The following is a 12,182-nucleotide window of genomic DNA, read 5'->3' as shown; positions in this document are numbered from 1 at the left end:
AGGGGCCGGCGACCAAGACGGGCTGCCACGCGGCATTGTCAGTGGCGTCCCATAGGTTCGGTTCCATGAGTTCTGCCCTGAGCCTCTACCTGCTGGATGTATCGACCACGCGTGCCCTGGTCGGATGCCGCGACGACCAGTTGCTGGGGGTGATACGGGCCGAGTTCGCGGACGACCTGGCCCGCGACGACGACTATCACGGCCACGAGATCGGGCAGGGCGCCCCCACGGGGGAAGCGGCGCTGCGCGCGGTCATTCACGGCGGGCCGTTCAGCGAGGACCGGAATCACGCCTTCCAGTACGGCTACGCCTACAAGCGGCTGTGCTCATTCGTCGGCGCGGTCCTCCCCAACGACTGCTTCACACCGCACCGGGGCGACTGGCTGTCGATGGTCGATCAGGGGCTCGGCGAGCTGGGTATCACCGCCGTGTCCGTGGAGTCGTTCAGCCACGGCGGCCCGCCGGCCCCGTTGCCGTACAGCTTCACACCGGGCTGCGGCGAGTGGATACCCGACCGCATCGCCCAGGCTCTGGAGCAGTACGAGGCCACCACGCGCGAGCTCGCCGCGTCGGGCCGGACCCCGTCGCAGGAGCCGGAAGTCGCGGAAGCCGTCGCGCAGTGCCTCGGCTGGATGCGGCGCGCGAGGGCGATGCCGGGTTTCGGCGTCATCGGCTTCCGCTCCTGAACCCGAGGACGGGGCGAGCCCGCCGCCCGGGTCTCAGCCCGCGTCGGGCTGAGACCCGGGCCCGGCTCCGGCCGCTGCCTTCGCGTGCGGGTGAGCCCGCCGGTCGCGCAGGGCGGCGGACAGGAGCGCCACAACGATCCCGGCGAAGGCCCAGGCGCCGAGGATCCACAGCGCGCCGGTGGTGTTGTTGCCGTCGAAGTAGACGGTGTTGCGCACGACCGTGGTCCCGGCCCCGGGCGGCAGGGCTTGGCCGATCGCGGCCCAGAACGGTGGCAGCAGCGACGCCGGGTAGACCCCGCCCGAGCTGGGGTTGCCGAGAATGGTGAAGATGAGGATGGTGAGGCCCAGACCGATCGTGCCGGCCAGCGACTGCAGGGCCACCCCCACGGCACCGGAGGCGAACACGACCAGCGTGCCGATACCGACGAGCTCCCAGAACGCGCCCGGCAGACAGTGCAGCACGGGTCCCACGATGATCGCGCCCCCGATCCCGGAAACGAAGGCGTAGGGCACCATCGCCGCGAGCCGCACGAGGGAGCGCCGGAGCGTGGGACGCTTGGATCCGGCCGCCATGTTCAACGCCGATGCGGCGAGGTAGCCGCCGATCGTCCAGCTGAGCACCAGGTAGAAGGACGAGAGCCCTCGCGAGTCACCTGCGGCGGGCGAGCGGATGTCACGGACGACCAGGGCGCGGTTCTGCGTGCGTTCGACGGCCTGCACGACCTTCGCAGCGGCGTCCGCCGCCGATGGCCCACCCGCCGAGGCCACCAGCAAGGTGTCGGTGCGGCCGGTCGCCTCCACGATCAGGGCGGCGTCGCTCTTTCGTTCCAGGAGCCGTGCCCGGGCTCGTGCCCGGTCCGGGACAGAGGTCACGTGCAACGGGTCGCCGGGCAGTGCGTTGAGCCGGGCCACCAGGTCCGCCTCCACCGCCTGCGGCGCGACCACTGCGATCGGGATCCGGTGCGGCTTGGGAGAGTGGAACGCCCCCATGTACGACAAGGCGAAGCCCAGCTGGAGCAACAGCACTCCCACCATGATGAGCACGGCCCGGGTCGTGATCGCGTCGCGCATCTCCGTCCAGGCGTCGACCTTCGTTGAGGAGCCCCTTGCATCCGCCACGTGACGTTCCCGCTCTCAGCTGTGAGTGACCGGTGGCCCATACCGTTCACATCCTCGGCCTCGCCCAACGCCCCACCGAGGGAACACGCGTGCGTGGCGCCACGCCTGCCCCATTTGGCGCAACGGCGCCCTCGGGCCGGGGAACCGTGCCTCTTCCCCGCTCCGCGCGGCTCGTACCCGACCGCACGGAGCCGGCGCCAAGTCGCTGGCGGGCCCCGCAGCGGTGCGGGGAACGCTCTTGAAGAGCAGCGCCGGTGTGACCGCAGTGGCTGCCGCGAAGAGGCCGAACGCGGCTCGCATGCCGCCCAGTTCGGCCAGCAGGCCCAGCAGGGCGGCCCCCAGGGGCGTGGCGCCGAAGTTGAAGAGCCGGGCCGCCGCACCGTGGCGGCCCAGCATCTCGTCCGGCACCCTGCGCTGGGTCAGGGTGCGCGCGTTGACCGACCAGAGTATGCCGCCCATCCCGCCGAGGAAGGCGCCGGCGGCCACTGCCCAGAGACTGGCGGCCACTGCCCAGAGACTGGCGGTCAGCGCCGGCAGAGCCACCAACGCGATGGTGCCGATCAGATCGGCGAAGATCGCCCTGCGCACAGCGAGGAGCCGGTTCACCGGTCCCACGGTCTCGGCGCCCACCATCCACGCGTTGGTGTGTTCAAGCCGATCGGGCGGCACGGCGGACGGGACCAGGGCGGAGGCCGGCGAGGTTGGTCATGGCGGTGAAGCCGACCATGACCGCGGGGTTTCGGCGCCGGGCGTCCGGTCGCACGCCTTGCTGGTCTGTCGCGCGGCCCGGCTCGAACGCTGCGCGGAACACACCTGGGCGTGGGCGTTCCGGGATGTCTCCGCACTGCCCGCCTCATCGGCCGCCCCGGGCGGAAAGTGCACCCACGACCATGCTCGTGGCACGATGCCTGCCTGCGGCTTTCCGTACGGTGCCCGCCCGTGCGCGGCCCCACCGGCCGGGCACGTGATCGAGGGGGCGATACATGGACCGCGATGGTCTTGAGGACCGGCTGTCGGCGGCGGTCGGGCGCGGCGACGCGGATGCGGTGCGGGGCCTGCTGGAGAGCGGTGCCGATCCGAACACGTCGGATGTGGACGGGGTTTCGGTGCTGTGCGCGGCGGTCGCGGCGTACGACACGGCGGTCGTCAGCGCTCTGGTGGAGGGCGGCGCGGATCCCGATCTGGCCCAGCCGGACGGCAGTACGCCGCTGGAGCGCGCCGTCGACGGTGGTTCCCCGGACGTGGTCGTGGCGATGCTGGCCACCGATGCGGCTCCGCGGCTCTCGGGACCGACCCGTGACCGGCTGCTCTCTTCGGCCCGGACGTGGTACGCGAACGGAGCGGAGGAGGAGCTGCGGCGCAGGACGGGTGCCTCCGGTCCGGCTGTGTCCGTACGGGTGTCGGACGACGGGTACGACTACGTCGATCAGGTGTCGCTGGGGGGTATCACCGTGCGGGCCGGGCACGGCGCGGTCCTGACCGCGCTGGAGGGGGACTTCCGTGTGCCGACGCCGGTGGACGAGATCATCGACCGCGCGGTCCGGACCGACGAGGATCACGTGGACTGGTGGACGGCCTGCTGGACCCTCAGCCGGCGCCGTAGCCCGGAGACCTGGTCGGCCGTGGTGGCCCACCGGTCCCACGCCGCCCCGGAGCACCGCCGTTTCGTGGCGCTCTACCTCTGGCTCCTGGAATCGGCCATCGGCGACATTCCCTTTCGTTCGGCGGAATCCGGCGATCTCCTGGCCGTCTGGGCGCTGGAGGAGACCGATGGCGGAGTGCTCGCGAAAGTCCTCGACACGTACACCGAGCACGAGCACCCCCGTCTGGAGTCCGTCGGTCTCCGGCTCTGCACCCATCCCGACCCGCGCGTGCGCCGTGAGGTGCCGTACGCCCTGGTCGATGAGCTGGTCATCACCTCCCCCGCCTCCCGCGCCGCTCTGGCCACGCTCGTCCACGATCCGGACGCGGGGGTGCGGGCGGTGGCGTGCAGAGTGGGCGGCAGGGACAGCGAACTGCTGCCGGACATCACCCGGGCCCTGCTCGCACTGGCCACGGATTGCGACCCCCTTGCACGGCACGCGGCAGCCGAACAACTGGCAATCTCGTCGGACCGCTCAGCGGCCGTCGCGGACACCCTGGCGGGCCTGCTCGATGAGGAGGATCAGTTGACGCGGCTGGAAGCGGCCTACGGTCTCGCTCTGCGCGACGATCCCCGGACCGCGGAGGGGATCGAGCGGGTGGGCGACCTGGGTGAGGGTTTCCAACATGACCACCGGGCCGGCGCGCTGTGGACGTGGCAGTGGGAGCGGAACAGGACGGATTTCGCATGACGGCCGTCTCTGGCTGACGCGCGAGCCGGGAGGCCCCGTCCTGGACCTCTTAACCGACCGGAACGGAACACCCTTGCCACCACTCGGCCGTTACGCAGACAGTCGGTCACCGCGAGCCTGCCGTGAGGGCGAGGCCGAGGCCGCGCGTGGCCACCGGTATACGGCCCGCGGGTTGCGAACGAGGGGCCAGGACCGCCCAGCACCACGTTAGTCATGGGCAACTCGATGGGCGCGCACGCCCGAGACAGCGGGCACCCTGGGTGCTCGGCGGCAGCAGGGTGCCTCACAAGCCTGAGTACGATCGACGCGCTCGGTTGAGTAGGGCGGCTCATGAAGGGCCCGGCGGCTGCCGGAGACCATCGGGCCCATGAATACTCGGACCCATGCGAAGCCCTGCGTCCCGTGGGCGCCCATCCCGTCGGCCGCCGCGCCCCGCCCGGGACTCGTCCTGGTGACCGTCCTGCTCGGCGCTGCCACGGCGCTGTCCGTGGCGTGGCTGACCTTCCTGGTCGGCATGATCGCGGTGTGGAGCGCGGCGTCGGGGGAGGCGGTCGGCGGATTTCTCGCGGTGTACGCGGCGTGCGTGGCCGGCGGTGCCGCGCTGCTCGCCGCGCTCGCCTTTGTGCCGGCGGTGCGTCGCATGGCTCCCGCCAAGCGCGGGCTGTTGCTCAGCGTGGTGGCGTGTCCGGTTCCACTCACTCTGGCTGTCGCGACCTGGGTGAGCGTTGGCTGACCATGTCCGCCGGCCACCGAGGCGGTCCTCCCGGCTCCGCAGAAGCGCGCGCAGCGGAGGAAGCCGTGCCGGCGAGGATCAGGCGATCGACGCCTGAGCATCGCTGCCGCGACGAGCGGGGGCGAGCGCGAGGCGGCACCCCTCCAGCCCGAAGATCCCCCGCTCCAACGCACCGTCGATCCAGCGTGCGTATCCGCGCGAGTGGTCGCCTGCGTCCTCGATAAAGCCATCGGCCAGGCCGACGGTCCCGCAATGGGTGCACCTGAGGTTGTTCATCCCACGAGTGTAGGAAACGCTGAGGTCAGGACGGACCCGCGAGGTCTCCGGCGAAGAGCTCCGTCCCCCGCTGGACGTGGAAGGGTCGAGCACGCGAGATCGCCGACCGCCACGCGGGGCCGGCAGCGTTGGAGATCATGGAACTGGCCTACCGCATCGCTCGCATCGTCGAGGAGGAAGGCTGCCTGACCGGCCACGACTTCGAAGTGGGCCGGCCCACCCGAACTGGCGACCCCGTCAAAGCCGCCAACCGGCTGAGCAGAGTCTCCGGCTGGGCACAACATCACTTCAGCTAGCGGGTCATGGGCCCGACGGGACAAAGGTGCAAGCGATGCGGGTTATGGCCGAGGGTGGTCGCGGGTCTCGCAGAGGGCGCACACCTCGGGCGCCCGCTGCCGATCGGCGCCGCACCCTTCAGGACGGGCGCATGCCGAAGAACCCACCCGAATCGATGCGCAATGAGCTGCGCCGGCGTCTGAACCGCCACGCCCGCGCATGCTGGCCCCACGTGGACGCCATCACGGTCCGCTTCCGTTCCGGATTTGCCTACGTGGCCGCCGAGTTGCCCGGCGCGGAGAGCCTGCCGCTGTGCCGCCTGCGCTTTACCGGCGTACTGCACACCTGGGGCTTCGCCCTCCCCTTGGCCGACAACGACAGCTACCGGGACTCCGTCCTGCCCAGCGGACTGCCGGCCGGCCGCCCGGAGGAAGCCCTCGGCTACGCAGGCGACCTCTACCTCAGTCCTCTCGCGTCGGCCATCCACGTGCCGGCAGGACTCGTCGTCCTCGTAGGCCCGCCGGCCTCGGGCAAGACCAGCTTCGTTGAGGCACTGATCGCGCGCGGGCGGCTCGCTGCAGAGGCCGTGGTGTCCAGCGACGAGATCCGCACGGAACTCTTCGGCACCTCACCCATGGAAGCGGAATCCGACGCGGCGGACGCACGGATCTTCGAGGAACGTGACCTCAGGATCGTTACCCGACTCGCCGCGGGCCTCAGCACAGTCGCCGAGTCGACGAACGTCACGCCGCAGGCACGCGCACGACTCATCGCCATCGCCATCGCCAGGCGCTTCAACGCCCCGGTGACCGTGCTGCGGTTCACCCCGGGCGTCACCGATCTCCTCCAGCAGTACACCGAGCGAGACCGCGCCGACCTCACTGCCGCGGACGTCCGTGCCTACGCCGCCATGGCGTCTCGAGACGCGAGTCCCGACCAGCTCCGATCCGAGGGCGCCACCGGGTGTCCACGATGTGCCCGGGCGCCGCCAAGGGACCACGCCCGCCGAAGCCGCCGCGCGCTTCTCCTTCGCCCGACGCATCCGGAAGGCACGCACAACCAACGGCTAGGACCCCTGCGCCGCGCGTCATCACGTACGTGTTTCCGTCGTCGGGACCGCCATTGAAGAAGAACAGCTTCAAGTCGTCGTGCTGGTCCCGGTCCACGCAGAAGGACCGCACTCTCGTGGCTGTCAGGGCGGAGAAATACGAAGGCGGTCACGAGGCGCCGCTGGCAGGATGTCCGGGCTCAGTACTCGATGGTTCAACGCCCGGTGGGAAAGGACCCGACGACCATGGTTCGTGCCGTCACCCTGATTCGCTCCACCTCCCTCTCCGACGTGGCCGAGTACGCCTACGCGGCCACAGCGCCGGCCGAGGCCCGTCTGGTCTTCCTCGCCGGGGCGTGCCCGCTGAACGACGACGGTTCGACGGCCGCGGTCGGGGACTACGCCGGGCAGGCGCGGAAAGCCGTCGAGAACATGCAGACGGCTCTTGCTGCCGCCGGCGCGTCTCTCCGAGACGTCATCAGCACGAGGGTTCTCGTGGCGTCGACCCGGCGGGAGGACTTGGTGACGGCCTGGGAGGTGGTCCGGGACTCGTTTGGCGATCACGATGTCCCCAGTACTTTGCTGGGCGTCACCGTGCTGGGCTACAACGACCAGCTCGTCGAGATCGAGGCCGTCGCCGCCGTACTCGATACGTGATACGCGTCCGCCTCATCGCGTTGTTCCTCCCCCGGAGGCACCGGCCGCCCGTCCGCCCCGCCGGGCGCGAGTGCAAGCTGGCAGCGTGGCCGGCGCCCCGGGCCCGTCCGTTGTTCGGCGCCTCATGCCTCGTACCGTTGCACCGCGTGGATGCTCGGTTTCGCCGCAGGCGACTCGCGCACGACCGGTCGAGAGCCCGGCACCTGGGTGCCCCTCCCCCGCGCTCCGACTCCGGAGTTCGCACCATGCTTTTCGACATCACCCGCAGCGGCCTCGCCGGTATCTTCGGCGGGGACCGTGCAGGTGGCTGTCCACTTGCAGGGCCTGCTCGACGAGTTCACCTCCGGCGGCGGCGATGTCGAGGAAGCCGACTTCGAGCGGCTGGACGGCGAGGTCGAACGCGTCTGTCCCGCGGTGAGCAGCGTTGATCTATTTCCCTTCCGGGGCGACGAGGCCGTCTGGTCGGTGGTCGGCGATGAGATCGCCGCGGGGCAGCGCTTCAAGGGCGACAGTCCGGGGCTCGTGCGCTCTACGGGTGATCACCTCGCTTCGGAGGGCCGACCCGCCCTTGCTCAGGTCCCGGCGACGTTCTACCTTACCCTGAAGTAAGTTTACTTCGGAGTAAGGAGTTTGCCTTGGCTGCCTATCGGACCCTGCTGGTCGGCACGGACGGATCCGCATCGTCGTTCGCGGCGGTCGAGGCCGCTGCACGGCTCGCCGCGGTGTGCGGGGCTGAGCTTGTGGTCACCTGCGCCTACGCCCCTATGCGCGGCCCCGAACTCGCCCTCGCGAAAGACCAGTTAGGCGCTGACGCCTATCAGGTCGTGGGGTCGGCGCCCGCTGAGGAGACCTTGAGAACCGCCAAGGACCGGGCTCGTCTCCAGGGCGCGGTCGATGTGCGCTCGGTCGCTGTGGAGGGGGACCCGGTCCCGGCGCTCGTGCGGACTGCCCGCGAGTGCTCGGCCGATCTGCTGGTCGTCGGGAACCGCGGCCTGCGCTCGCTGGCCGGGCGGCTCCTCGGGTCCGTACCGGCGGATGTCGCCAGGAGGGCCGGCCTCGATGTGCTGATCGTGCACACCACGTGAGCGCCACGAGACCCGGGGAGCCGGAGGGCGGGGCGCTGCGGTCCGTCGAGGAAGTCCTGCTGGGCGGGGGGCGTGTGTGGACGCGGAGGGAGGTCGCCGAGCGGGCCGGGGTGGAGTTGGAGCATGCCGTGCACGTCTGGCGGGCGCTCGGTTTCCCGGCCGTCGATGAGGACGCGAGGGTGTTCACCGACGCCGATGTCGAGGCCCTGCGCGCCGGTGAACGCCTGGTCGCGGCCGGGCTGATCACCGAGGAGAGCGAGACGATGATGGCCCGCGCGCTCGGGCACCATCTCTCCCGGCTCGCGGACTGGCAGGTGCACACCCTGCGTGACTGGGTGGGTGGCGACGGGGAGCTGTCCCCCGGTCAGGGCACCCTGCTGGATCACATGGCGGCGCTGCTGCCGGAGATCGAGATGGTGCAGCGGTACGTGTGGCGGCGGCACCTCGTGGCGCATGCCGGACACGTGCTCGCCGAGGGCCCGGAGGACGGTTCCGCGCCGGGTGCGACGGGTGCGCCCGGTGGTGGCGCGCATGTACGTGACAGAGCGGTGGGCTTCACCGACATGGTGGGGTACACCCGGATGAGCCGTGGGCTGGACGGCGCCGAGCTCGTGCGGGTTCTCGACCGGTTCGAGAGCATGACCGGTGACGTGGTGGCCGAGGGGCTCGGGCAGGTGGTGAAGACGATCGGCGACGAGGTGCTGTTCGTGTGCGAGTCGGCGGCCGAGGCCGCCGATATCGCTCTCGAGCTCACCGCCCGCGCCGGCGCCGACCCGGGCTTGCCGCAGGTGCGTACGGGGCTGGCCCACGGCGCCGTCATCGGCCGCTTCGGTGATGTCTACGGGTCGGCGGTGAACATCGCGGCCCGTCTCACCGCGGTGGCCCGGCCCGCCTCCGTACTGGTCAACACCGCATTCGCGGGCGAGCTGGCGGGGATGGCGGGCTATGCGCTGCGGCCGCTCCGGCCGGTGTCCGTGCGCGGCTACAGCCGACTGCGGCCGGTGCTCCTCCGGGCGGCCAGGTCGGCTTCGTAGCCCGAGGAGGCGCCTGGTTGCGCGCCGAACGCATACGGCCTGGACGGCACGGTGTACGACGGCAAGAGCAAAGGCAGGGAGAACGCTCTCCCTGCCGTTCTTAACTTATAGCGCACCGGGGGGCTTGCGGCAAGGCCCGGGTCGCGGCGCACAATCGTCGGCCAAGGCCACAACCTGCGGAAACGAGGCACTACGTGCGAGCAATGGTGGGACCGGCAGTGCAGGGGCGGGAGCCGGCCGCTGTTCGGCCGGCAGGCGCACTGCGACGAGGCACGGACGGCTCGGGGGTCTCGCGATGAGTGCGCGGTATGTGTGGAACCTTCAGGAGGCCGGCGAGACGCAGATCGCGGTCGTCGGCGGCAAAGGTGCGCATCTGGGTGCGCTGTCGCGGATCGAGGGAGTCCGCGTGCCGGACGGCTTCTGCGTGACCACGGAGGCGTTTCGGCAGGTCGTGGCCGGGGCGCCGGCCGTCGGTGCGCAGCTTGATCGGCTGTCGGGTGTGGACGCGGACGACCGGGAGGCGATCCGTACGCTCAGCGCGGAGATCCGCCGGACCGTCGAGGGCATTGCGCTGCCGGGCGATCTCGCGGCGGCCGTCACGGGTGCGCTGAACCGGCACGGGGAGCGGGCCGCTTACGCCGTACGGTCCAGCGCGACGGCGGAGGATCTGCCGACGGCGTCCTTCGCCGGCCAGCAGGACACGTATCTGAACGTCATCGGGCCGGAGGCGGTCCTGCGGCACGTCAGCCGGTGCTGGGCCTCGCTGTTCACCGAGCGGGCCGTGGCGTACCGGCAGCGCAACGGCGTCGACCACCGCACGGTTCACATGGCCGTGGTCGTGCAGCACGTGGTGTTCCCCCAGGCGTCCGGGATTCTGTTCACGGCCGACCCCGTCACGGGCAACCGGAGGGTCGCCACCGTGGACGCCGGTTTCGGACTGGGCGAGGCCCTGGTGTCCGGTCTGGTGAACCCGGACGTCTTCAAGGTGCGCGGCGACGAGATCATCGACAAGTCGATCGCCGCCAAGCAGTGTGCCGTGCAGGCTCTGCCGGATGGCGGGACGCAGGAGGTGCCGATCGACGCGGGGCAGCGGGAGCAGCCCGCGCTGACGGATGAGCAGGTCGTGCGGCTCGTGCAGCTCGGGCGGCGGATCGAAGGGCACTTCGGCAGTCCGCAGGACATCGAATGGTGCCTGGTCGGCGACGGGTTCCGGATCGTGCAGAGCCGGCCGGTCACGACGTTGTTTCCCATCCCCGACGCCGATGACCGGGAGAACCACGTCTACGTGTCCGTCGGTCATCAGCAGATGATGACCGACGCCATGATGCCGCTGGGGCTGTCCATGTGGCAGCTGACCGCCATGGTGCCCATGCATGAGGCGGGCGAGAGGCTGTTCGTCGACGTCACGCGACGCCTGGCCTCGCCGGCGAGCCGCGCCGGCCTCCTCGATGCCATGGGGAAGGGCGATCCGTTGGTGAGGGATGCCCTGGAAACGGTCCTCGACCGCTTCGGCTTCGTACCGTCGCTCCCGGACGAGGGGCCCGGTGGGCCTCCGCCGGGCGGCGCGCCGGCGCCGATCGGGACCGATCCTGCCGTCGTCCGCGAGCTGATCCGGCGCAGCGAGGATTCCATTGCCGCGCTGGAACGGGACATCCGGGAGAAGTCCGGGTCCGCGCTGTTCGACTTCCTGCTGGATGCCTTCGCCGAGCACAAGCGGGTCCTCAGTGATCCGCTGAGCATGCAGGCGATCATGGCGGGAATGGAGGCCACGTGGTGGCTGAACGACAGGCTGCAGGAGTGGCTGGGCGAGAAGAACGTGGCCGACACGCTCACGCTGTCCGCGCCCGGCAATGTGACCTCCGAGATGGGTCTCGCGCTGCTCGACGTCGCGGATGCGGTGCGTCCGCATCCGGAGGTGGTGGCGTATCTGCGGAGCGTCGGGGAGGACGAGGGCTTCCTGGACGGGCTGGCGAAGGTCGCGGGCGGGGCGGAGGCGCGTGACGCCATCGATGCCTACCTGGACCGGTTCGGCATGCGGTGTGTCGGCGAGATCGACATCACGAGGCCGCGCTGGCGTGAGCGCCCCACCGCGCTGGTGCCCGTGATCCTCGACAATGTGCGGATCTTCGAGCCGGGTGCCGCCGGGCGGCGCTTCGAGGAGGGGCGGCAGCGGGCGCTGGCGAAGGAGCGGGACGTGCTGTCACGCTTGCGGGCTCTGCCGGACGGGGACCGGAAGGCCGAGGAGACCAAGCGGATGATCGACCGGGTCCGCACCTTCATCGGGTACCGCGAGTATCCGAAGTACGGCATCGTCGGCCGCTATTTCCTCTACAAGCAGGCCCTGATGCGGGAGGCCGAGCGGCTGGTCCGGGACGGCGTGCTGGCCGAGAAGGAGGATGTCTTCTCGCTCACCTTCGAGGAGTTCCGGGACGTCGTGCGCGCGAACGCGGTGGATGAGCGGCTCGTCCAGCGGCGCAGGGAGGCGTTCCGGGCGTACCGCGCGCTCACCCCGCCGCGGGTGCTGACGTCGGAGGGCGACGCCGTCAACGGGGCATACCGGCAGCGGGACGACGTGCCTGCCGGTGCGCTGACCGGCCTGCCCGTTTCCGCCGGGACCGCTGAGGGGAGGGCGCGCGTCATCCTCGATGTGGCGCAGGCGGAGCTCGAAGCGGGCGACATCCTGGTCACGACGTTCACGGACCCGAGCTGGTCGCCGCTGTTCGTCGGCATCACGGGGCTGGTGACGGAGGTGGGCGGCCTGATGACGCATGGTGCGGTGATCGCCCGGGAGTACGGTCTGCCGGCCGTGGTGGGTGTGGAGCGTGCCACCCGGCTGATCCGGGACGGGCAGCGCATTCGCGTGCACGGAACCGACGGGTACGTCGAGCTCCTGTCGTGACCTCGGGGTGGCGGGGCCCGTTCCGTACCCTGGAGC

General features: G+C 70.8%; 12 protein-coding genes and 1 pseudogene. 10 read left to right on the top strand and 3 right to left on the bottom strand.

The annotated features are described in order from the left end of the window. The first annotated feature begins 65 nt into the window (after positions 1–65). Entirely contained in the window at positions 66–686 is a 621-nt protein-coding gene (locus E6R18_RS07325) for a hypothetical protein (protein ID WP_136316016.1), read from the top strand. Positions 687–719: 33 nt separating this feature from the next. Here the strand turns inward: E6R18_RS07325 and E6R18_RS07320 are convergent, their stop codons facing one another. Further along, positions 720–1,757: an ABC transporter permease gene (locus E6R18_RS07320; protein ID WP_136316060.1), complete on the bottom strand. Its 1,038-nt coding sequence runs from the start codon at positions 1,755–1,757 to the stop codon at positions 720–722. Positions 1,758–2,066: 309 nt separating this feature from the next. Continuing rightward, positions 2,067–2,438 (bottom strand): annotated as a pseudogene (locus tag E6R18_RS07315) (MFS transporter); the annotation flags it as partial. 350 nt (positions 2,439–2,788) lie between these two features. Between E6R18_RS07315 and E6R18_RS07310 the strand changes: the two are divergent. Then, the gene (locus E6R18_RS07310) at positions 2,789–4,138 is read left to right on the top strand and encodes a HEAT repeat domain-containing protein (protein ID WP_136316015.1); all 1,350 of its coding nucleotides are present in this window, start codon (positions 2,789–2,791) and stop codon (positions 4,136–4,138) included. A gap of 451 nt (positions 4,139–4,589) precedes the next feature. Further along, positions 4,590–4,871 carry a hypothetical protein gene (locus E6R18_RS07305; protein ID WP_240799626.1) on the top strand — a complete coding sequence of 94 codons (282 nt, stop codon included), beginning with the start codon at positions 4,590–4,592 and terminating at the stop codon, positions 4,869–4,871. A 78-nt stretch (positions 4,872–4,949) separates the two neighbouring features. Here E6R18_RS07305 and E6R18_RS07300 read toward each other — a convergent pair whose 3' ends face one another. Continuing rightward, positions 4,950–5,147 carry a hypothetical protein gene (locus tag E6R18_RS07300; RefSeq protein ID WP_136316014.1) on the bottom strand — a complete coding sequence of 66 codons (198 nt, stop codon included), beginning with the start codon at positions 5,145–5,147 and terminating at the stop codon, positions 4,950–4,952. A gap of 137 nt (positions 5,148–5,284) precedes the next feature. On the opposite strand from E6R18_RS07300, the gene E6R18_RS33970 reads away from it, so the two are divergent. From E6R18_RS33970 to rph, 7 genes are all read left to right on the top strand, one after another. After that, on the top strand, positions 5,285–5,443 hold the full coding sequence (locus tag E6R18_RS33970; protein WP_168712287.1) for a hypothetical protein: 159 nt from the start codon (positions 5,285–5,287) through the stop codon (positions 5,441–5,443). A 131-nt stretch (positions 5,444–5,574) separates the two neighbouring features. Further along, positions 5,575–6,549, top strand: coding sequence for an ATP-binding protein (locus E6R18_RS34715; protein ID WP_240799625.1), 975 nt, complete (start codon positions 5,575–5,577; stop codon positions 6,547–6,549). A gap of 168 nt (positions 6,550–6,717) precedes the next feature. Further along, positions 6,718–7,128, top strand: coding sequence for a Rid family hydrolase (locus tag E6R18_RS07285; RefSeq protein WP_136316013.1), 411 nt, complete (start codon positions 6,718–6,720; stop codon positions 7,126–7,128). 303 nt (positions 7,129–7,431) lie between these two features. Then, positions 7,432–7,737 (top strand): hypothetical protein, encoded by a 306-nt coding sequence (locus E6R18_RS07280; protein WP_136316012.1) that lies wholly within the window; start codon positions 7,432–7,434, stop codon positions 7,735–7,737. 26 nt (positions 7,738–7,763) lie between these two features. Then, a complete protein-coding gene (locus E6R18_RS07275) occupies positions 7,764–8,213 on the top strand; it encodes a universal stress protein (RefSeq protein ID WP_136316011.1) in 450 nt (149 codons plus the stop codon). Beyond that, positions 8,210–9,247, top strand: a complete 1,038-nt coding sequence (locus E6R18_RS07270; protein WP_136316010.1) for an adenylate/guanylate cyclase domain-containing protein — start codon at positions 8,210–8,212, stop codon at positions 9,245–9,247. Before E6R18_RS07275 ends, E6R18_RS07270 begins: the two co-directional genes overlap by 4 nt. A gap of 295 nt (positions 9,248–9,542) precedes the next feature. Then, positions 9,543–12,146, top strand: coding sequence for a rifamycin-inactivating phosphotransferase (gene rph, locus E6R18_RS07265; protein WP_136316009.1), 2,604 nt, complete (start codon positions 9,543–9,545; stop codon positions 12,144–12,146). Positions 12,147–12,182: the final 36 nt, after the last annotated feature.

This window comes from Streptomyces sp. A1277 (genome assembly GCF_004795015.1).
Classification (GTDB): Bacteria; Actinomycetota; Actinomycetes; order Streptomycetales; family Streptomycetaceae; genus Streptomyces.
This window is presented reverse-complemented; position numbering and strand designations above follow the sequence as displayed.